The organism is Alcaligenes pakistanensis, assembly GCF_014652815.1.
In the GTDB taxonomy this organism is placed as follows: Bacteria; Pseudomonadota; Gammaproteobacteria; order Burkholderiales; family Burkholderiaceae_B; genus Alcaligenes; species Alcaligenes pakistanensis.
Window position 1 is genome coordinate 186,676 of record NZ_BMZN01000004.1, and the last position, 20,573, is coordinate 207,248.

A 20,573-nucleotide genomic window follows, 5' to 3' on the forward strand; every position below is an offset into this window, starting at 1 on the left:
CGCGCATGCGGCTCGTCGGTCTTCCCTTGCGGCTATGCCCTCCTGTCCCGCCCCTTTGGGCCTGACGGGAGTTATTATTTTTAAAGGAATCCCGTTATATGGCCAAAGAAGAGTTACTTGAAATGCAAGGTTCCGTCACTGAAATCCTGCCCGACTCGCGCTTTCGTGTCACCCTGGAAAACGGTCACGCCGTTATCGCCTACACCGGCGGTAAAATGCGCAAGCACCATATCCGCATTTTGGCAGGTGACAGTGTCACCCTGGAAATGTCGCCCTACGACTTGAGCAAGGGTCGCATTATCTTCCGCCACTTGCCTAAACGTGTGGGTGGCCCTGTTACTCCTCGCCGTACGCCTCACCGCCGTTAAGCAGACACCGCCACACCCCTGTCACAATTAGATGCAAAGATAACTACGCATGACAGGGGTGCGACAAAAGAGATGATTGCTCAGGCGCACCTCACACTTTGTGGGAGTCGCCTTGAAGAAATTACTCACGCTCAAAACAGGCTTTATCGCTTACTTTGCCGTTCTTAGCCTGTTTTTGATCCTGATGCTGCTTGCCTTGCAGCATCTAAGCCACAATATCGAGCAACGCAAACATCTGGAGGCCCAGCGCCACCAGACGACCGCGCTTAGCAAAGATTTCAAGCGCATCAGCGAATCAATCAGCCGCCAGACCATTGCCTTTGTGTCCAGCGAGCAAGTCGAATTTCAAGATAATTTCCGTCATTTGCTGGCCATCTTCACGGGCGCCCAGCCCGATCAAGACGGCGTGGCGAACACCATGCTGGACCGCTTTGGCGAATTAGAGCTGGAGCCGTCTGAGCTGGCACTCTTGCGCTCGGCTTATGAACAAACACTGGAGCTGAGCCACGTTCAGCTTGAAGCCATTCAAACCACTAGCGGCCAGTTTGACGATGGCACAGGTGCAATCAGTATCGCCCTGCCCAATGCCTTGATGGCCAAAGTGCTGGTGTTCAGCCAGCAATACCTTCAAGCCTCCACCCACATCACGAATACCCTGGATCAGTTCGAACATCAGTTCAGCCAACGCCTGGATAATTCCCTGGAGCAGGCTGGTCGTAGCAGTGATCGCGCCTTCGGACTAGCACTGGCTGCCCTGGCCTCATTCTTCATCACGAGCACAGTAGCCCTACGCTTGCTGTATCGCTCTATTAAGCAGCCGCTGGACCAAGGGGCGAACCTGGCCAAAGAATTGGCTCAAGGCAAGCTTAATGCTCAATTAACGGTACGCCGTCACGATGAGTTTGGCACCTTATTGACGGCGCTAAACGGCATCGGCCAAGGTGTGCAAACCGTAGTACATCAAATCCGCGAGCAAACCGGCTTAATTCGCGATGGCTCGCATGCGATTGTGCTGGGCAGCCAAAACTTGAGCGAACAGATTCTGGACCAGTCCACTGAACTGAACCAGACCGTCAAAGCCATGGGCCAACTGGCTGATACTGTGCGTCAGAATGCCCAGCAAGCCCAAACAGCAGATCATCTGGCCCAGGACACCTCCAGCCAGGTTGCCCAAGGGAATCAGGCAGCACACCGCTTGCTCGACACCATCAATGCCATTGCCGACAGCTCGCACAAGATGAGCGAAATCACCAAACTGATCCGCAGCATCTCCTTCCAGACCAATATTCTGGCCTTGAATGCGGCCGTGGAAGCTGCCCGTGCCGGAGTCCATGGCCATGGCTTTGCTGTGGTCGCGGCCGAGGTGCGGAATCTGGCCTTGCGCTCCACCGATGCCTTGCACCAAATCGCCACACTGATCTCCAGTTCGGTGGAACAAACCGAACAAAGCTCAGCCGCAGCCCGTAGCATGGCGCAGGTCATGGCCAATACACAGCACAAGGTCAATGAGATGCGCGGCATTGTGGCCGACATTGCCCTGGCTTCCCAGGATCAGGCAACGCATATCGAGTACGTTAATCACGTCATGACACGCCTGGACCAGCAAGGTCAATCCAACCGCCAATTAGTTGAACACAGTGCCCATACAGCGCAGGAGCAGCTGGAACAGACCACCTTGCTCGCCCAAGTGGTGGCCCATTTCAGCCTGGATACGGCACTATCCGAGGAGCCTGCCCTCTCCCTTTCAGCCGCGCCAAGCTCGCGGGTTTACCATTCTGCGTCTGCCTACCGCACACAGGCCTGCACAATGTCCGGCTCCTGAGCGGCCAATGCGTGCCATAGACCTCCGATAAGGGTAAAATCGGAGGTTTGCCGCGCGCCGCCTTACTGGCTGGAGCAGATGGCACCTCAAACATAGGAAAGCCGCTGAATCATGGAATCGGAACGACTTAATCAACTGGAAGCCCGCCTTGCCGATTATTCGGAGCGGGAAAATGCCTTACGGAGGTATCTTTGACTACGATGACAAAGCACATCGTTTACACGTAGTCAATGCTGAACTGGAAGACCCCAACGTCTGGGACAAGCCTCAACACGCTCAGGATCTGGGCCGCGAAAAGAAAAGTTTGGAGAACGTGGTGCATGTGCTGGACGCCTTGCACACGGGCTTGAAAGATTCGCAGGACCTGTTCGAGCTGGCCGCCATGGACGAGGACGATGCCACCATCGCCGCTATCGAAGAAGATTGCGCCGCCATGGCCAGCCGCATCGAAGAACTCGAATTCCGCCGCATGTTCTCCAACCCGGCCGACCCCCTGAATTGCTTTATGGATATTCAGGCCGGTGCAGGTGGTACTGAAGCCCAGGACTGGGCCTCCATGCTGCTGCGCATGTACGTGCGCTATGCCGAGCACAAAGGCTTTAAAGCAGAAATTCTGGAGCAATCCGACGGGGACGTCGCCGGTATCAAATCAGCCTCCATCAAGATTGAAGGCGATTACGCCTACGGTTTCCTGCGTACTGAAACCGGCGTACACCGCCTGGTTCGCAAAAGCCCCTTTGATTCCTCCAACGGCCGCCATACCTCGTTCACCAGCGTGTTCGTGTACCCGGAGATCGACGACTCCTTCGAGATCGAGATCAATCCGGCTGACTTGCGTGTCGATACCTACCGCGCCAGTGGTGCCGGTGGTCAGCACATTAACAAAACCGACTCGGCCGTTCGTCTTACCCACGAGCCCACCGGTATTGTGGTGCAGTGTCAGAACGACCGTTCGCAGCACCGTAACCGTGCCGAAGCCATGCAGATGCTGAAATCGCGCCTGTACGAGCTGGAAATGCGTAACCGCATGGCCGAGCAACAGAAGCTGGAAGATTCCAAAAGCGATGTAGGCTGGGGGCACCAGATCCGTTCCTACGTGCTGGACCAAAGCCGCATCAAGGATTTGCGTACCAACCTGGAAATGTCCAACACCCAAAAAGTGCTGGATGGCGATCTGGACCCCTTCATTCAGGCCAGCCTGAAACAAGGTATTTAATATGCCCACTTCCACGCTGACTGTTCTAAGTGGTGCTTCACGAGGTCTGGGCTTGTCCCTGGCCCGTCAGGCACTGGCCGCGGGCCATCAGTTGATCACTCTGGCCCGCAGTGAACTGCAACTGGATGCGCCCCAAGGGGCTCACCAGCATCTGCAAGTAGACCTGGCCAGCGCGGAAGGCGCACAACAGGCTGCCAAGGCCCTGCAAGCCTTACTTAGCCAGACACAGGCTCAACGCTACGTGCTCATTAACAATGCCGGCACGGTTGATCCCGTTGGGCAGGCCAGCCACCTGCTCGATGCCCAGGCCATTACACAGGCGCTGCAATTGAATGTCGCCAGTGTCATGAGCCTGACCGCCGCCTTTTTACAAGGCGCCCCCCAGGATGCCCAGCGACAGGTGCTCAATATCTCTTCGGGTGCAGGCCGCAAGCCCGTATCGGGCTGGGCCGTGTATGGCTCCAGCAAAGCAGCGCTGGATTTCTATACCCAGACCCTGAAGCTGGAAAACCCCGAGCTGGCGGTTTGCTCCCTGGCCCCTGGCGTGGTGGATACCGATATGCAAGGCCATATCCGTAGCCAGTCCCGCGACCAGTTCCCGAATCTGAATCGCTTTATCGACCTGCATCAGCAAGGTCAGCTAAGCAGCCCGGACGAGACGGCCGAGCGAATTTTGCGCCACCTGGACAGCCCCGCTTTTGGCCAGCACATCCTGGATGACATCCGCCACTACGAATAAGTACTGACACAATGACTGAACAGCTAGACACTTCCGCACCCGTCGTAGACGAAAACCGCCTGATCGCCGAGCGTCGTTCCAAACTGGATCGCCTGCGCGAACAGGGCATCGCCTACCCCAACGATTTCCGCCCTGATGCCCACGCGGCCGAACTGCACAGCCAATACGGCGAACAGGACAAGGACGCCCTGGCTGCCACCGCCAAAACCGTGAAAGTGGCAGGCCGCATGATGCTCAAACGCGTCATGGGTAAAGCCAGTTTTGCCACGCTGCAAGACACCTCTGGCCGCATCCAGATCTATCTGGACAAAGCCGCACTGGGCGAAGAACGCTACGCGGAATTCAAGGGCTGGGACATCGGTGACATTCTGGCCGTGGAAGGCACCGTCTTCAAAACCAATAAGGGTGAGCTGTCCGTACACGCCAGCAGTGTGCGCCTGCTGACCAAGTCCTTGCGTCCCCTGCCTGACAAATTCCATGGTCTGGCTGACCAGGAATTGAAGTACCGCCAGCGCTATGTAGACTTGATCATGGGTGAAGACACCCGTCAGACCTTCCTGGCACGCAGCAAGGTCATGAGCAGCCTGCGACAGCACATGGCCCAGGCCGACTTCCTGGAAGTGGAAACCCCCATGCTGCACCCTATTCCGGGTGGCGCGTCGGCCAAACCCTTCGTCACACACCACAATGCGCTGGACATGGAAATGTACCTGCGTATTGCTCCCGAGCTGTACCTGAAGCGTCTGGTCGTGGGTGGTTTCGAGCGTGTGTTCGAGATCAACCGCAACTTCCGTAACGAAGGCGTCAGCCCGCGTCACAACCCAGAATTCACCATGATGGAGTTCTACGCAGCCTACACAGATTACCAGTGGCTGATGGACTTCACTGAAAACCTGATTCGTGAGGCAGCCATCAGTGCTCGCGGCACGGCAAGCTTGCAGTACCAGGAACGTGAGCTGGACCTGAGCCTGCCATTTGATCGCCTGACCATTACAGGCGCCATCATGAAGTACGCGCCGTCCTACACCCAGGAACAGCTGGATGATATCCAGTTTCTGCGCACTGAACTGGCTCGCCTGAAAGTGGACGTGAACTCGCCCCCGCTACGTGATGCAGGCCGAGGCGCTTTGCAACTGGCCTTGTTTGAAGAAACTGCCGAATCCAAGCTCTGGCACCCTACTTTCATCGTGGACTACCCCGTGGAAGTTTCGCCTCTGGCCCGTGCATCGGATACCCAGGAAGGCATCACCGAACGCTTTGAGCTGTTCATCACTGGTCGCGAAATTGCCAACGGTTTTTCGGAGTTGAACGACCCTGAAGATCAAGCCGCCCGCTTCCAGGCCCAAGTCCAAGCCAAGGACGCCGGTGACGAAGAAGCCATGTTCTACGACGCCGACTACATCCGCGCTCTGGAGTACGGCATGCCTCCCACAGGCGGCTGCGGTATTGGTATCGACCGTCTGGTAATGTTGCTGACCGATAGCCCTGCTATCCGTGACGTGATTCTGTTCCCGCACCTGCGCCGCGAAGACTAATCGCTCTACAGAGTTCAAAAAGAAAGAGCGTCAGGCAACTCCTGAAGTTAGCCTGACGCTAAAAACTCCATATATAACATGGATTTAACCCTACCTCGCGCTGCTAGCGAGCTCGTAATAGCATCACGAAGCCCCCTCTACTAATGCGGGAAGCCAGCCTCAGGCAGGACGACATGAGCCTCCCCCTGCGATCGCCGAACGTCACTCCAGCGTGATCCCAGCGGCTGCCACCACTTCACGAAACACGGCGATGTCACGCGCCACAATCTGGTCGAGCGACTCAGCCGAACTGGGCGCGATCACAAAACCCAGCTCCTCCAGGGGCGCGGCGAACTCCCGTGAGCGAAGTACGCCCGTAATGTCGTGATTGAGACATGCCACCACCTCATCCGGCGTGGCTCGTGGCACAAATATCCCCTGCCAGCTCTCGATCACAAAGTCAGGCACGCCCAGTTCCTGAAAGGTCGGAACATCTGGTAGAACCTTGGAGCGCACCGTCGAAGTGACGGCCAGAGGCACGAGCTTACGAGCCTGAACATCCTGAGTCGCCGACGAAATATCAATGAGCGCGCCATCCACATGACCGCCAAGTATGTCCAGAAAAGCCGGTGCCCCACCCGCATAGGGGATGTTGTTGGTGTACGTGCCCAGACGCTGGTTGAGTAACTCGACGGCCAGATGATAGATGCTGCCATGGCCGATGGGCAGCGCCATGGACACTTCGCCCGGCCGTCGCTTTAACAGCGCAACATATTCCTCGAAATGGGTGATGCCCAGTCCCGGACGCAGCACCAGGACCTGTGAATTGACGATAGTGCGGGTCACGCCTCGGACATCGGTTTCGCTGTAGGGTAGCTTACGCCCGAGAGCGGCATTGACCGCAAGCTGATCACCGCTCGACAACAGGGTATAACCGGTCGGTGCTGCTCGAACTACTTGCTTGACGCCAAGGCTGGTGTGAGCGCCGGGCACGTTGTCCACGATCACCGTTGGTTGCCACAATTTAGCGAGGCCTTGTGCGAGCATTCGCGCGATACGGTCGGCATTGCCGCCCGGATTGACCGGGACGACGATGCGGACTGGGCTCGAAGGAAAAGCATCGACCTGCTGCGCGAGCGCAGGAACCGCAGCAAACGCGGCACTAAATGAAGAAGTAACGCTCCCTAACTGGGCGATGATGCCCGCACCGGTAACTTTCAGGACCTTACGTCGATTCACGCCTACCTCCTAACAATCAGAGACAGCCAATTGATCGGGCAACCTTGTGCTGTAGTCATTGTGAGCCAGGATCCGTAGTCTAGTGAAGCCCTATCGAGCAATCAAGCCGTCCTCGACCAAGCAAGCGATCAAGCAGCTAGAGCGGGCTGTGGCGCAGTCCAAATGTCTACCAAGATGACGCACCATGCTGAAATAAAAAAAGGACGCTCTTAAGCGTCCTTTTTACTGCCAGCACCAGAAGGTAGCTACACCTTGCAGCGCTTGTGCAATCAATCCACCGGCAAGCGCATCACCGCCTGCGCCCATTTATGGGCCACCTCCGGTGAAGAAAAACATGAAGCCTTGTCGGCCACCACACGCACAGCGCGTTCCAACAACTGGATATCCGCTTCATGCTGACGGGCCACGTGCGGATCTTCAAAAAAGATCACACGCTGGCAACGATTCTCCAGCACCAGTTCAGCAATCTGCGCATCACCACCCAAAGGCCCACTTAGGTAGGACTGAATCCAGGGCGTGTCCTTAGGCCAGCCTTTGGACCAAGCCAGCTCGTTCAGCAAACGGCTGGTGGTACCGGTACCGACACGCTGCCCAAAGCGCGACAAGAGATCAAAATGCTTGTCAGCAAAGTCGATCATTTTGTCCTTGAGTGCATCGTGCGCAATCATGGCCAAGGTCTGGTTGGGAAAATCGAAGATACGTTTGCAGCTGGAGTCAGGCCACAGGCCGCGGCTGACACGTTCCACTTCAATCCATTCAATCGCGCCCATCAGGGTGGAAATGAAAGGACGACCATGTGTGATGCATTGGCGCTTAAGCGCCAGCGCCTCCGGGAAGATGGATGAAGGATCAACCGGGTCGATCAGGTAGATGGCACCGTCAAAAGGTGGCGTGCCGTCGGGGTTCTGTGTCACCCGCGCAACCAGCTTCATCAAGCCGCCATCACGGCCATAAGGATAACGAACCAGGCCGCCATAGCCTTCCAGCAGGCCCGAACGCTCGATAGCGTTACAAGTACGTCCTACCGTATAGAGCTCAATTTCCAATTCGCGTATACCGCTGGCAGAGCGTCGCAACCACTGAAACAAAGCCGCATCTGCCGAATCATGGTGCAATTGATTGGCCGCCAAACCGAAACGTAATGACATGGGTCCCTACACGGTAAACGATTCGCCACACCCGCAGGAGGCTTTCTCGTTTGGATTAATGAATTTGAAACCTTCATTGAGGCCATCACGGCCATAATCCAGACGCGTGCCATCAATAAACGGCAAGCTTTTTGGATCCACAAACAGTTTAACGCCGTGCTCTTCAAACAGTTGATCGCCTGCAACGGCTTCATCAACAAAATCCAGCTTGTAAGCCAGACCCGAGCAACCGGTCAGGCGTACACCCAAACGTAGCCCCAAACCGCCTCCGCGTTTTTGCAAATGACGCTGGATATGTTCTGCGGCGGGCTGAGTAAGAGAAATAGACATTATCTTTTCCTTTCTATAAATCTACGGAAATTCAGCCTTCAGGCTTGGACAAAGAAACAAGGCCTTTGTTCTGTACAGAGGCAATCGCAGACTGAACGGCCTCTTGAGCCAGCAAAGCGCAATGCACTTTAACCGGCGGCAGTGACAGTGCCTGCTGCACGTCCGTGGACGAAAACTGGGCGGCTTGCTCCAGGCTGAGACCTTGCAACCACTGTGCCGCAAAAGAAGCCGCAGCAATCGTACAGCCACAGCCATAAGCCTTGAAGCAGCTGTCCTGAATCTGGCCCTGCTCTGACACTTTGAGCTGGATGCGTATCAAGGCACCGGTGTCATGGCTTCCTGCCTCACCCGTACCTACATCAGCATCACTGCTGTTCATGACACCCACATGACGCGGGTGCAAGAAATGCTCCATGACAGCATCACTATATATCATTGCGCAAACTGCTCCGAACCGGACTCGCTCCACAAAGGAGAGATCGCCCGCAATTGTTCAACCACACGCGCAATGGCGGCAATCGTGTCATCAATATCCTGCTCTGTGGTGAAACGGCCCAGGCTCAAACGCAGTGAGCTGTGGGCCAACTGATCGCTACGGCCCAAGGCTGTCAGCACATAGGAAGGTTCCAGGCTAGCCGACGTACAGGCCGAACCACTGGAGACCGCCAAATCGGTCAGGGCCATCATCAAGGCTTCGCCTTCAATGTGGTCCACACTGATATTCACATTATGGGGAACACGCTGATCCAGCGTCCCGTTCAAGAACAGATCAGGGATCTGCTGCAAACCGGCCCACAGACGATCTCGCAGCGCAGTGATGCGCCGATTGTCTTCATCCATGTGTTCACCCGCCAGCTCAAACGCACGACCCATGCCCACGATTTGATGAGTAGCCAAGGTACCCGAACGGAAACCGCGTTCATGACCGCCACCATGAATCTGCGCCTTCAAACGCACGGCTGGTTTACGACGGACATACAGGGCGCCAATCCCTTTGGGACCATAAGTCTTGTGGGCAGACATGGACATCAAGTCCACCGGCCATTCCTGCAGATTGATCGCCACCTTGCCCGTGGCCTGGGCGGCATCCACATGAAACAACACCTTGTGTTCGCGGCAAATAGCGCCCAACGCCTGCACGTCCTGAATCACGCCAATTTCGTTATTCACCAACATGACCGAGGCCAAAATAGTGTCAGGACGAATGGCCTGCTCAAACACCTTGAGATCCACTAGCCCGCTGGGCAAAACATCTAGGAAGGTGACTTCAAAGCCCTCGTCCTGCAAGGCCAGACAGGTATCCAGCACCGCCTTATGTTCGGTACGGACCGTAATAATATGGCGACCCTTGGACTGATAAAACTGAGCAGCGCCTTTCAACGCGAGGTTGATCGCTTCGGTCGCACCGGAGGTCCAGACGATTTCTCGCGGCTCTGCACCAATCAGCGAGGCCACTTGACGACGCGCCTGATCCACCGCCTCTTCGGCATCCCACCCATACGGATGACTGCTGGAGGCCGGATTACCAAATCGTTCCGTCAACCAGGGGATCATGCTGTCGGCCACACGCGGGTCTACCGGTGTCGTGGCGGCATAATCCATATAGATACGCTGAGCGCGATTCATACAAAACTCCGGGTCAATAGTGGCACTGGCCAACTACAAAGTACATTCTTCTGGCTGACCGGCTTCTTGAGAGGCCAACTTGAGCTGACGCAGACGTTGTTGGTCAACCAAGTCCTGTAGCGAGACAGAATCCAGATAATCGACCATTTTACGACTAAGCGTTGCCCAAAGCTCGTGAGTCATGCACTCGCCTTTCTGCCCATTTGTGCCCTGCTTGCAATTACCCTTGCCACCGCACTGGGTGGCATCAACGGGCTCATCGACCGCAAACACAATGTCAGCAACGGTAATGTGACGGGCCAGACGCGCAAGCGTATAGCCACCACCTGGGCCACGCACACTATCGACCAGTTCATGGCGACGCAGCTTGCCAAATAACTGTTCAAGATAGGAGAGCGAGATACCCTGTCGCTGGCTGATGCCTGCGAGCGTCACCGGTCCACTTTGCTGGCGCAGCGCAAGATCGATCATCGCGGTTACGGCGAAACGCCCTTTTGTCGTCAAACGCATGATAGTTTCCTTGCCAAAGGCGAAAGCGGCCGGACTGCCAAGGGCAAATCCGACCAATTTGGTCCAGTATAGCAAATACGGGGGAAACTACCGTGTTTGAGCGCGTGATTTTACACTTATACTGCAGTGTTATTTAGCCACTCAGGCAGCGCGGTAATTGGGCACACGCTTGCGAACCTGCTCGAACACACCCTGACAGGCATCCTCGATATAGTCCATGACCTTATTAAAGCCATCCTGGCCGCCGTAATACGGGTCGGGCACAGTCGCCGCTTCAAAATCAGTGGCAAAGCGCATCAGCAGCATGAGCTTGTGGCGGTACAGGGGGGGACACATTTGCTGCAAAGCAGCGTGGTTTTCCCAATCCATGCTCAAAATAAGGTCGAAGTTGCGAAAGTCGTCGCGTTGAACTTGCCGAGCCTGATACGTAGAGATGTCATAACCGCGTTTACGAGCAGCTATCTGTGCGCGTGTGTCAGGATGCTCGCCCACATGAAAGCCATGTGTAGCGGCTGAATCCACCAAAATAGCCTCCGACAAACTGGCTTGGTCGACCAGTTGGCGCAAGACGCCTTCGGCGCTGGGAGAGCGGCAAATATTCCCTGTACAGACAAACAGAACCTTACTCATAATGCGTCAAAGTCTGCGGGAAAACCCCAGATAAGGCAAGACGGAGCAAGGGTCTAAACCACCCTTAAAAATCGCCTTTAAAAGGCCAAATTGGCATCGCACCCGGTCTTCAAATACGAATCGTACGCAGCTACTTGAAGTATGGAATAAACCAAAGGCGCGGCACTCTTTGCTTAGCGGATTAGCCGCATTCTCGTGGTGAGATAAATCAAGCAATACACCTGAGTCATGAAAGCCGGTAGAGGAACGGCCAAATCTCTATGTTTTTATCCGCTGATAGTTGCAAATACACAACAAGCAGCCAGACAAAGGAAAACGCCCCACTTTTTCAAGCGGGGCGCTGAGCCCTAAAAAACCAGGCTAATTCAATAAGAATGGTCAAGCCATCAACAACTTGGTTTTAAGTCTTTGTAACTTGTCGCGCGCGGCAGCAGCTTGTTCGAACTCCAGGTTGCGGGCGTGATCCATCATCTCTTTCTCCAGACGCTTGATCTCGCGCGCCGCCGCCTTCTCGTCCCGGATCAGCGCCTCTGGCACATCTTCACGCAGGCTGGCAGTTGGGTCTGAGGACACCACACCATCAATCAACTCCCGCACCGCCTTACTCACACCACGTGGCGTAATGCCATGCTCTTCGTTAAAGGCCACCTGCTTGGCGCGACGGCGTTCAGTTTCCTCGATAGCGCGATGCATGGAGTCCGTCATTCGGTCCGCATACAAAATGGCTTTCCCATTCAGGTTACGCGCTGCCCGGCCTATGGTTTGAATCAAACTGCGCTCAGAACGCAAAAAGCCTTCCTTATCTGCATCCAGAATCGCCACCAGGGAGACCTCAGGCAAGTCTAGGCCTTCACGCAGCAAGTTGATCCCGACCAGCACATCAAACACGCCCAAGCGCAGATCCCGAATAATTTCGGCCCGCTCCACCGTATCAATATCAGAGTGCAGGTAGCGTACGCGTACTCCGTGTTCCGACAAGTAGTCCGTCAAGTCCTCGGACATGCGCTTGGTCAAGGTCGTGACCAATACGCGGTCCTGCTGAGCCGTACGCAACTTGATCTCGCCCAGCAAATCATCCACCTGGGTCGTAGCCGGGCGGACTTCAATTTCAGGGTCCACCAGGCCCGTAGGACGCACCACCTGCTCGACCACATTATCGGTGTGCTCTTTCTCGTAATTAGCTGGCGTGGCCGAAACAAATACAGTTTGAGGCATGCGGCGCTCGAACTCTTCCAGTTTGAGAGGCCGATTATCCATGGCCGAGGGCAAACGGAATCCAAATTGCACCAGGGTCTCTTTACGCGAGCGGTCGCCGCGATACATGGCCCCCAACTGCCCGATGGTGACGTGGCTTTCGTCAATAAACATCAGCGAGTTACGCGGTAAATAATCAATCAGGGTCGGTGGTGGATCGCCCGGTGCTGCGCCTGACAAATGCCGAGAATAGTTCTCGATGCCTTTGCAAAAGCCTAGCTCCTGCAGCATTTCCAGATCAAAGCGGGTACGCTGCTCAAGACGTTGCGCCTCCACCAGATGACCTTCTTTGACCAGAAAATCCAAGCGCTCACGCAGTTCCAGCTTGATGGTTTCAATCGCCCGCAACACCGTCTCGCGTGGTGTCACATAGTGTGAACTGGGAAACACGGTAAAACGGTTCAGCTTCTGCACCACTTTGCCTGTCAGCGGATCGAAAAGCTCCAACTCCTCCAGCTCGTCATCAAACAGGCTCACCCGCAATGCCAGTTCCGCGTTTTCCGCCGGGAAGATATCGACGACCTCGCCACGGGCACGGAATATCCCGCGCTGAAAATCCAGATCATTGCGCTCGTACTGCATGGCAACCAGACGTGCCAGCAACTCCTGCCGGGCAATACGATCACCCTTGCGCAAGGTCAGCACCATGGCATGGTAATCGCCTGGATTACCGATACCGTAGATGCAGGACACGGTACCCACAATAATGGTGTCAGGTCGCTCCAGCAGGCTTTTGGTAGCCGATAGACGCATCTGCTCGATATGCTCATTGATGGACGAGTCCTTCTCAATGAACAGATCACGCGAAGGCACATAGGCCTCGGGCTGGTAGTAATCGTAGTAAGAAACGAAGTACTCCACAGCGTTGCGCGGAAAGAACTCACGCATCTCGGCGTACAACTGCGCGGCCAAGGTTTTATTGGGCGCCAAAACAATGGCTGGACGCCCCGTGCGAGCAATAATATTGGCCATCGTGTAGGTCTTGCCTGAGCCCGTCACCCCCAAGAGGGTCTGGTACATCAAGCCATCATCAATCCCCTCTACCAGCTGTTCAATCGCCGCTGGCTGGTCGCCCGCAGGCAAATAAGGTTGGAAAAGTTTGAAGGAACTCCCCGGAAACTCTTGAAAGGCAGGCTCAAATTTCATGCTAGACACACTTTAGGGTAAGCCCGTATTATCACATTAATGCCTTGTTTTTCTACCTTTCTGCACTAAAGCCCCCATATCACCATGACATCGCTCTTCGAAACCGTCGAACTGGCTCCACGCGACCCCATCTTGGGTTTGAACGAACAATACAATGCTGACGAACGCAGCGGCAAAGTTAATCTGGGAGTCGGTGTTTATTACGACGATCAAGGGCGTATCCCGATTTTGCAGGCTGTTCAAAAAGCTGAAGAAGCCATGATGGGCAAGGCGGCTGCCCGCAGCTACCTGCCTATTGAAGGTATTAATGCCTACAACCAGGGCGCTCAAACCCTGTTGCTGGGTGCTGACTCCCCCATCATTGCCGAAGGCCGTGCCTTGACCGTGCAATCCCTAGGTGGAACTGGTGCACTGAAAATCGGTGCCGACTTCCTGCAGCAGTTGCTGCCGCAGTCCGAGGTCTACATCAGTGATCCTAGCTGGGAAAACCACCGTGCCCTGTTCGAGCGCGCTGGCTTCAAAGTCAATACCTACACCTACTACGATGCACAAAGCCATGGCCTGAACTTTGACGGCATGCTGGCTTCGCTGCGCGCCCTGCCCGCCCAGGCCATCGTGGTGCTGCATGCTTGCTGCCACAACCCCACCGGCGTTGATCCCAGCACCGAGCAATGGACTCAGATCGCCGAGCTGATCAAAGAGCGCCAACTGGTTCCTTTCCTGGACATCGCCTACCAAGGCTTTGGTGCCGGTCTGGAAGAAGATGCCAGCGTGGTGCGCCTGTTTGCCAAGCTGGGGCTGTCCATGTTCATCAGCTCCTCCTTCTCCAAGTCCTTCTCGCTATACGGCGAGCGCGTTGGTGCCCTGACGCTGGTCACGTCCAGCAAAGACGAAACCTCGCGTGTACTGAGCCAGGTCAAGCGCGTCATTCGCACCAACTACTCCAACCCACCCACTCACGGTGGCAAGGTTGTCGCAACGGTACTGAACTCGCCTGAGCTGTTCCAGACCTGGGCCACCGAATTGTCCGGCATGCGTGATCGCATCCGCGACATGCGCGCCCAGTTGGTTAGCAAGCTGAAAGAGCAAGGCGTGGCTCAAAACTTTGATTTTGTCCTGCAACAACGCGGCATGTTCTCCTATTCCGGCCTGACAGCCGCACAGGTTGAATGCCTGCGTGCAGAGCACGGTATTTATGCCGTCAGCAGCGGCCGCATCTGCGTCGCCGCACTGAACAGCCAAAATATCGACGGTGTGGTCAAGGCTATCGCCCAAGTCCTGAAGTAAACCGACTGCCACGTAATGACGCAACGCCCTTCTTCGGAAGGGCGTTGTCGTTCCAGCCCTTTAAGGATCATCATGAGCAAGGCTATTTCCCTGAACACTGAACGCCTGGTTTTACGCCCCTGGAAGCCTACTGATCTGGAACCTTTCGCCCGCCTGAATGGTGATCCAGACACCCTGCGCTTTTACCCGGCCACCCTGGACCGCACACAAAGCGACGCGCTAGCCCAGCGCAGCCAGAGCCTGATCGCAGAACATGGCTGGGGCCCCTGGGCAGTTGAATTGAAAGAAAGCGGCGAATTCATCGGTATGGTGGGTTTGAACCGGCCGCTGACCGAGTTGTCCTTTCAGCCCTGCGTAGAGGTCCTCTGGCGCCTGCTGCCCGAATGCTGGGGAAAAGGTTATGCCACCGAGGCCGCCACAGCCTGCCTGAACTTCGGTTTTGATACTTTAGGATTGGAGCAGATCGTGGCTTACACCGCCCAACTGAACCTACCTTCACAAACCGTCATGCAGCGACTAGGCATGAAGGCCCAACCCGGTACGTTTGATCACCCCGGTGTACCGGCAGGCCATAAGCTAGTCCCCCATGTGCTGTACACACTTGACCGTCAAGACTGGCCCCGGCCTGCTTAAGCAGCCTAAAGGGTCGAAAATTAAGCCTTTAGCAGCCGTGCTGCTTGCCAAAATGCGAACTGTAACGCACAATCTTTACTGTATATATATTCAGCAGACAATACTATGACCGTCAAGCTCACTGCACGCCAACAACAAGTGCTGGACATCATCCGTTCTGAAATCGAACGCACGGGCTTCCCACCTACTCGAGCAGAAATTGCTCAGGTGCTGGGCTTCAAATCCGCCAATGCCGCCGAAGATCATTTAAAAGCACTAGCCCGCAAAGGTGCTATCGAGCTGACTGCCGGTGCCTCTCGCGGCATACGCCTACTGGGCCCGGATACGCGTGAAAGCGCGGCCCCCAGCAATGCGCTTGCCAATCTGGCCGATGCCTTATTGCTGCCCATTATTGGCCGTGTCGCCGCGGGTAGCCCCATTCTGGCCACCGAGCATATAGAACGTGAAATCGGCGTCACCCCTAGCCTGTTCTCCCAGACACCAGACTACCTGCTGCGCGTTCGCGGTCTAAGCATGAAAGACGCCGGTATTTTTGACGGTGATCTGCTAGCCGTTAAAAAAGCGACCGAAGCACGCAATGGTCAGATTGTGGTGGTTCGTATTGGCGATGACGTCACCGTCAAACGCCTGTCCCGCTCCAGCAATCAAGTCGTCCTATTACCAGAAAACCCTGACTTTGAACCCATCATTGTCACAGACCCAGACTCGCTGGCCCTGGAAGGGATTGCTGTGGGTCTGATTCGCACCAGTCCACTGCACTAAGCATTATTCCTGTCTCGGGCCTTGATCGTGGCCTGGAACACAAAAATCCCCATACACCGCTTGGTCTATGGGGATTTTTATTGACTCGGACTCGAAGCTCTACATTTGCCGATGCAGTAGCAGTAGCAGTAGCAGTAGCAGTAGCAGTAGCAGTAGCAGTAGCAGTAGCAGTAGCAGTAGCAGTAGCCAGGATTATCCAAACACGCAGCTCCCGCCAAAATGCAAACAGGCTACCTTGAAACCAAGGTAGCCTGTTTGTAGGTTGCTTACTGCTTAGTGCTTAAAGGACTCGGAAGCCGCTCCAGAGACACGGCTGGCAGCCAATGCCTCAGCAGCCAGTCGGGCCACTTCTTCGTCGCTCAGAGGCGTTACAGCGTCTTGCAAGGCAACTTCCAGCACACGATCAATCCAACGCACTGGGATGATCTCCAGCGTGTTCTTCACGTTATCTGGAATGTCAGCCAGGTCCTTGACGTTTTCCTCTGGGATCATCACGGTTTTGATACCACCGCGCTGGGCTGCCAACAGCTTCTCTTTCAAGCCGCCGATAGGCAGAACTTCACCGCGCAAGGTAATCTCGCCCGTCATGGCCACGTCGGCACGCACAGGAATCCCTGTCAGACTGGACACGATAGCGGTCGTGATGGCAATACCCGCCGATGGACCGTCCTTGGGTGTTGCGCCTTCTGGAAAGTGCACGTGCAGGTCACGCTTTTCAAACACGCTATTGGCAATGCCCCACTTCTGAGCACGAGAACGGACAACTGTGCGGGCTGCCTCGACCGACTCTTTCATGACGTCGCCAATCGAACCGGTACGCAGCACATTGCCTTTACCGGGCATATCAGCCACTTCAATGGTCAGCAACTCGCCGCCCACCTCGGTCCAGGCCAAGCCAGTTACCTGACCAATCTTGTTCTCTTTCTCGGCCAGGCCGAAAGAGAAACGACGCACGCCCAGGTAATCGTTCAGATTCTCTGCGTTGACCACCAGAGTCTCTTGAGTCAGCGTTTTGTTACGAGCAGCACGCGTGCCTGCTTGCGGGTTAGCCACCAGCAGCTTACGAACCACTTTGCGGCAGATCTTGCTGATTTCACGTTCCAAAGAACGCACACCGGCTTCACGTGTGTAATAGCGCACGATATCGCGTATGGCATCCTCTTTCACATCCAGCTCACCGTCGCGCACGCCGTTGTTCTTCATCAGCTTGGGCAAAAGGTAATCGAAAGCGATGCGCACTTTTTCGTCTTCGGTATAACCGGACAGGCGAATCACTTCCATACGGTCCAGCAGGGCCGGCGGAATATTCAAGGTATTGCTGGTTGCCACAAACATCACGTCGGACAAGTCGTAGTCCACTTCCAGGTAGTGATCCTGGAAGGTGTGGTTTTGTTCGGGGTCCAAGACCTCCAGCAGCGCCGAGGAAGGATCGCCACGGAAATCTGCGCCCATCTTGTCGATTTCGTCCAGCAGGAACAAGGGGTTACGTACACCCACTTTGCTCATGTTCTGAACGACTTTGCCAGGCATGGAGCCGATGTAGGTGCGACGGTGACCGCGAATCTCGGCCTCGTCACGTACACCGCCCAGAGCCATACGAATGAACTTGCGATTCGTTGCTTTGGCAATGGACTGCCCCAGCGAGGTTTTACCCACGCCAGGAGGGCCTACCAGACACAGGATCGGAGCCTTGAGCTTGTCGACCCGCTGTTGCACAGCTAGGTATTCCACAATACGTTCTTTGACCTTTTCCAGACCAAAGTGATCCGTATCCAATACTTCCTCGGCATTGCTCAAGGAGTTATTGATACGGCTCTTTTTGCGCCAAGGCAGACCAACCAGTGTCTCGATGTAGTTGCGCACCACTGTCGCTTCGGCTGACATCGGCGACATCAGCTTGAGCTTTTTCATTTCGGACTCGGCTTTCTTGAGCGCTTCTTTGCTCAGTTGCGCCTGTTCGATGCGTTTTTCCAGTTCCTCAACATCAGCACCGTCTTCACCCTCGCCCAACTCTTTCTGAATCGCCTTGACCTGCTCGTTCAGGTAGTAGTCGCGCTGGCTCTTTTCCATCTGCTTTTTGACGCGGCCACGAATACGCTTCTCGACCTGCAAAATGTCAATTTCGCCTTCCAGCTGCGACAGCAGGCTTTCCAGACGCTCCATCGCCTTGGGCGTTTCCAGCATACCCTGCTTTTGCTCAAGCTTAAGGGGCAGGTGCGCTGCGATGGTATCGGCCAGACGGCCAGCATCATCGATACCCGTCAGGGAAGTCAGAATTTCCTGAGGGATCTTTTTATTCAGTTTGACGTATTGCTCGAACTGACCCAGCACCGCGCGGCGCAAGGCTTCGGTTTCAGCCGCATCACCCGCGTCGCCGGGCACTTCAACCACTGAGGCAACGAAGTGAGTTTCGGCATCTTGAACTTGTGTAATTCGGGCGCGCTGCAAGCCTTCCACCAGCACTTTGACTGTGCCGTCGGGTAACTTGAGCATTTGTAAAATACTGGCCGCGCACGCAATTTCGTAGAGATCCTCTGGAGCGGGATCGTCTTTGCCTGCAGACTTTTGTGCCACCAACATAATGTTGTTGCCGGACTCCATAGCCAGCTCAAGAGCTTTAATCGAGCGAGGACGGCCAACAAAAAGCGGAATCACCATGTGAGGGAACACCACTACATCGCGCAAAGGAAGCAGCGGCAGCTCAATAGGTTCCGTAGAAAGAATCTGGCTCGCAGACATAGTCATTTCCTATAAATGTCCTTAGACGCAAAAGGGAAGCCTGGGCTTCCCTTTCACGGTTTAACCTGTTGTAGCTCAGATTGTGGCGAATTTTGATATTTCAAGTAGGCCGGACCAACATCGGAACAGAACTTTACAGAGTTAAAGAGAGACAAGCTTCTACGCTTAGCGATCGTCATCGATCCCCTCCCACTTTCTCTTGGCTGTCGCCCTGTTTTGTTTATGTCCGCCTGACCAAGGCCAGGCAGAGCACAAACGCCCCTGTCTCTAAGCTACTGCGTTTTTCAAGGGCGACTCAGTGTCACTGGTCTCACTATCGGACAAAGGAGGTCCCAAAATCAATTCGGGTTTACTCTTTCCAAGAACGGCATCTTCGGTCAGCACCACTTTATTGACGTCCTTGCGGGACGGCAATTCGTACATGGTGTCCAGCAAGGCTTGCTCGACAATACTGCGCAAACCACGCGCACCGGTACGACGTTTGATGGCACGCTGAGCCACGGCACGCAGGGCAGCGGCCTGAACTTCCAGCTCCACACCTTCCATGCCCAGCAACTTCTGGAACTGCTTGACCAAGGCATTGCGCGGCTCGGTCAAAATGCGGATCAGGGCGTCTTCGTGCAGCTCTTCCAACGTGGCGACTACCGGCAAACGCCCTACCAGCTCGGGAATCAGACCAAATTTGATCAAATCCTCGGGTTCGGCTTCAGAAAAGAGCTCGCCCACACCACGTTCGGACTTGGCTTTAACCGAAGCCGAAAAACCAATACCGGATTTTTCAGTACGGTCGCGGATCACCTTTTCCAGGCCATCAAAAGCACCACCCACGATAAACAGGACGTTGGTGGTATCTACCTGCACAAAGTCCTGGTTGGGATGCTTGCGGCCACCTTGCGGAGGCACTGAAGCCACAGTGCCTTCGATCAACTTGAGCAGTGCCTGTTGCACGCCCTCGCCCGAGACGTCACGGGTGATGGAAGGGTTATCCGACTTACGGGAAATTTTGTCGATTTCGTCGATGTAGATAATCGCACGCTGCGCTTTTTCCACATCGTAATCGCAGTTTTGCAGCAGTTTTTGAACGATGTTTTCAACGTCCTCACCCACGTAACCGGCTTCGGTCAGGGTGGTGGCGTCGGCCATCACAAAAGGAACATCCAGCATGCGGGCCAAGGTTTGGGCCAGCAGCGTTTTGCCCGAACCCGTAGGCCCGATCAGCAAAATATTACTTTTGGACAGCTCGACATCATCGCGGCCTGCTTTGCCGCTACGAATGCGTTTGTAGTGGTTATAGACCGCTACCGCCAAGGTACGCTTGGGCGTTTCCTGGCCAATAACATACCCATCCAGAAACTCTTTGATTTCCTTGGGGGTAGGCAATTCCTTACGTTCACCATCAGGAGTGGCGCCCGCTGCTTCGTCACGAATGATATCGGTACACAGATCAATACATTCGTCGCAGATAAACACGGACGAAGGTCCAGCGATCAGTTTCTTGACCTCATGCTGGCTTTTATTGCAAAACGAGCAATGCAGAACTTTCTCGTCGGCCGATTTCTTTTCGGACATAAATTTAAATTTCACTTCAGGATGGTAAAAGGACGGGAACA

Annotated in this window: 18 protein-coding genes; 8 read left to right on the forward strand and 10 right to left on the reverse strand. The window is 55.1% G+C overall.

Translation table 11 applies throughout. The annotated features are described in order from the left end of the window. The first annotated feature begins 98 nt into the window (after positions 1-98). The 5 genes from infA to lysS all read left to right on the forward strand — a co-directional run bounded on the left by infA (position 99) and on the right by lysS (position 5,680). Positions 99-368, forward strand: a complete 270-nt coding sequence (infA, locus tag IE156_RS13715; protein ID WP_189393115.1) for a translation initiation factor IF-1 — start codon at positions 99-101, stop codon at positions 366-368. A 112-nt stretch (positions 369-480) separates the two neighbouring features. Then, positions 481-2,190 carry a methyl-accepting chemotaxis protein gene (locus IE156_RS13720; RefSeq protein ID WP_189393116.1) on the forward strand — a complete coding sequence of 570 codons (1,710 nt, stop codon included), beginning with the start codon at positions 481-483 and terminating at the stop codon, positions 2,188-2,190. 111 nt (positions 2,191-2,301) lie between these two features. After that, positions 2,302-3,406, forward strand: a protein-coding gene (gene prfB / locus IE156_RS13725; protein ID WP_189393117.1) for a peptide chain release factor 2 whose coding sequence is annotated in 2 segments (ribosomal slippage) — positions 2,302-2,382 and positions 2,384-3,406 — 1,104 coding nt in all. Because the reading frame shifts where the segments join, the coding sequence is not laid out codon by codon here. A 1-nt stretch (position 3,407) separates the two neighbouring features. Further along, positions 3,408-4,145, forward strand: a complete 738-nt coding sequence (locus IE156_RS13730) for an SDR family NAD(P)-dependent oxidoreductase (RefSeq protein ID WP_189393118.1) — start codon at positions 3,408-3,410, stop codon at positions 4,143-4,145. Positions 4,146-4,156: 11 nt separating this feature from the next. Next, on the forward strand, positions 4,157-5,680 hold the full coding sequence (gene lysS, locus IE156_RS13735) for a lysine--tRNA ligase (protein ID WP_189393119.1): 1,524 nt from the start codon (positions 4,157-4,159) through the stop codon (positions 5,678-5,680). Between the two features lie 201 nt (positions 5,681-5,881). Here lysS and IE156_RS13740 read toward each other — a convergent pair whose 3' ends face one another. The 8 genes from IE156_RS13740 to uvrB all read right to left on the reverse strand — a co-directional run bounded on the left by IE156_RS13740 (position 5,882) and on the right by uvrB (position 13,542). Then, the gene (locus IE156_RS13740) at positions 5,882-6,898 is read right to left on the reverse strand and encodes a Bug family tripartite tricarboxylate transporter substrate binding protein (protein WP_189393120.1); all 1,017 of its coding nucleotides are present in this window, start codon (positions 6,896-6,898) and stop codon (positions 5,882-5,884) included. Positions 6,899-7,167: 269 nt separating this feature from the next. Next, complete coding sequence (locus tag IE156_RS13745; protein ID WP_189393121.1) at positions 7,168-8,046, reverse strand: methylglyoxal synthase; 879 nt, start codon at positions 8,044-8,046, stop codon at positions 7,168-7,170. Between the two features lie 6 nt (positions 8,047-8,052). Then, complete coding sequence (locus IE156_RS13750; RefSeq protein ID WP_189393122.1) at positions 8,053-8,376, reverse strand: HesB/IscA family protein; 324 nt, start codon at positions 8,374-8,376, stop codon at positions 8,053-8,055. Between the two features lie 31 nt (positions 8,377-8,407). After that, positions 8,408-8,812 carry an iron-sulfur cluster assembly scaffold protein gene (locus tag IE156_RS13755; RefSeq protein WP_189393123.1) on the reverse strand — a complete coding sequence of 135 codons (405 nt, stop codon included), beginning with the start codon at positions 8,810-8,812 and terminating at the stop codon, positions 8,408-8,410. Further along, complete coding sequence (locus IE156_RS13760; RefSeq protein ID WP_189393124.1) at positions 8,809-10,002, reverse strand: IscS subfamily cysteine desulfurase; 1,194 nt, start codon at positions 10,000-10,002, stop codon at positions 8,809-8,811. The genes IE156_RS13755 and IE156_RS13760 overlap by 4 nt, the downstream gene beginning before the upstream one ends. 33 nt (positions 10,003-10,035) lie before the next feature. Then, positions 10,036-10,512, reverse strand: a complete 477-nt coding sequence (gene iscR, locus IE156_RS13765) for a Fe-S cluster assembly transcriptional regulator IscR (RefSeq protein ID WP_189393125.1) — start codon at positions 10,510-10,512, stop codon at positions 10,036-10,038. Positions 10,513-10,653: 141 nt separating this feature from the next. Further along, positions 10,654-11,145, reverse strand: a complete 492-nt coding sequence (locus IE156_RS13770) for a low molecular weight protein-tyrosine-phosphatase (protein ID WP_189393520.1) — start codon at positions 11,143-11,145, stop codon at positions 10,654-10,656. 375 nt (positions 11,146-11,520) lie between these two features. Then, complete coding sequence (gene uvrB, locus IE156_RS13775) at positions 11,521-13,542, reverse strand: excinuclease ABC subunit UvrB (protein WP_189393126.1); 2,022 nt, start codon at positions 13,540-13,542, stop codon at positions 11,521-11,523. A gap of 84 nt (positions 13,543-13,626) precedes the next feature. Here uvrB and IE156_RS13780 point away from each other — a divergent pair, with 84 nt between their 5' ends. The 3 genes from IE156_RS13780 to lexA all read left to right on the forward strand — a co-directional run bounded on the left by IE156_RS13780 (position 13,627) and on the right by lexA (position 16,224). Continuing rightward, positions 13,627-14,829 carry an amino acid aminotransferase gene (locus IE156_RS13780; RefSeq protein WP_189393127.1) on the forward strand — a complete coding sequence of 401 codons (1,203 nt, stop codon included), beginning with the start codon at positions 13,627-13,629 and terminating at the stop codon, positions 14,827-14,829. A gap of 72 nt (positions 14,830-14,901) precedes the next feature. Further along, complete coding sequence (locus tag IE156_RS13785; RefSeq protein ID WP_189393128.1) at positions 14,902-15,462, forward strand: GNAT family N-acetyltransferase; 561 nt, start codon at positions 14,902-14,904, stop codon at positions 15,460-15,462. 105 nt (positions 15,463-15,567) lie between these two features. Continuing rightward, positions 15,568-16,224: a transcriptional repressor LexA gene (gene lexA, locus IE156_RS13790; protein WP_189393129.1), complete on the forward strand. Its 657-nt coding sequence runs from the start codon at positions 15,568-15,570 to the stop codon at positions 16,222-16,224. 273 nt (positions 16,225-16,497) lie between these two features. Here lexA and lon read toward each other — a convergent pair whose 3' ends face one another. Together lon and clpX are read right to left on the reverse strand one after the other, a co-directional pair. Beyond that, positions 16,498-18,963, reverse strand: coding sequence for an endopeptidase La (gene lon, locus IE156_RS13795; RefSeq protein ID WP_189393130.1), 2,466 nt, complete (start codon positions 18,961-18,963; stop codon positions 16,498-16,500). A 267-nt stretch (positions 18,964-19,230) separates the two neighbouring features. After that, complete coding sequence (gene clpX / locus IE156_RS13800; protein WP_189393131.1) at positions 19,231-20,532, reverse strand: ATP-dependent Clp protease ATP-binding subunit ClpX; 1,302 nt, start codon at positions 20,530-20,532, stop codon at positions 19,231-19,233. Positions 20,533-20,573 lie beyond the last annotated feature (41 nt).

Bases quoted from the DNA above. Each gene is read 5' to 3' on its own strand.
- IE156_RS13750 (WP_189393122.1), bottom strand. From the start codon at position 8,376: ATGTCTATTTCTCTTACTCAGCCCGCCGCAGAACATATCCAGCGTCAT.
- clpX (WP_189393131.1), bottom strand. From the start codon at position 20,532: ATGTCCGAAAAGAAATCGGCCGACGAGAAAGTTCTGCATTGCTCGTTT.
- iscR (WP_189393125.1), bottom strand. From the start codon at position 10,512: ATGCGTTTGACGACAAAAGGGCGTTTCGCCGTAACCGCGATGATCGAT.
- uvrB (WP_189393126.1), bottom strand. From the start codon at position 13,542: ATGAAATTTGAGCCTGCCTTTCAAGAGTTTCCGGGGAGTTCCTTCAAA.
- lysS (WP_189393119.1), top strand. From the start codon at position 4,157: ATGACTGAACAGCTAGACACTTCCGCACCCGTCGTAGACGAAAACCGC.
- IE156_RS13780 (WP_189393127.1), top strand. From the start codon at position 13,627: ATGACATCGCTCTTCGAAACCGTCGAACTGGCTCCACGCGACCCCATC.
- lon (WP_189393130.1), bottom strand. From the start codon at position 18,963: ATGTCTGCGAGCCAGATTCTTTCTACGGAACCTATTGAGCTGCCGCTG.
- IE156_RS13745 (WP_189393121.1), bottom strand. From the start codon at position 8,046: ATGTCATTACGTTTCGGTTTGGCGGCCAATCAATTGCACCATGATTCG.
- infA (WP_189393115.1), top strand. From the start codon at position 99: ATGGCCAAAGAAGAGTTACTTGAAATGCAAGGTTCCGTCACTGAAATC.
- IE156_RS13755 (WP_189393123.1), bottom strand. From the start codon at position 8,812: ATGATATATAGTGATGCTGTCATGGAGCATTTCTTGCACCCGCGTCAT.
- IE156_RS13730 (WP_189393118.1), top strand. From the start codon at position 3,408: ATGCCCACTTCCACGCTGACTGTTCTAAGTGGTGCTTCACGAGGTCTG.
- lexA (WP_189393129.1), top strand. From the start codon at position 15,568: ATGACCGTCAAGCTCACTGCACGCCAACAACAAGTGCTGGACATCATC.
- IE156_RS13785 (WP_189393128.1), top strand. From the start codon at position 14,902: ATGAGCAAGGCTATTTCCCTGAACACTGAACGCCTGGTTTTACGCCCC.
- IE156_RS13760 (WP_189393124.1), bottom strand. From the start codon at position 10,002: ATGAATCGCGCTCAGCGTATCTATATGGATTATGCCGCCACGACACCG.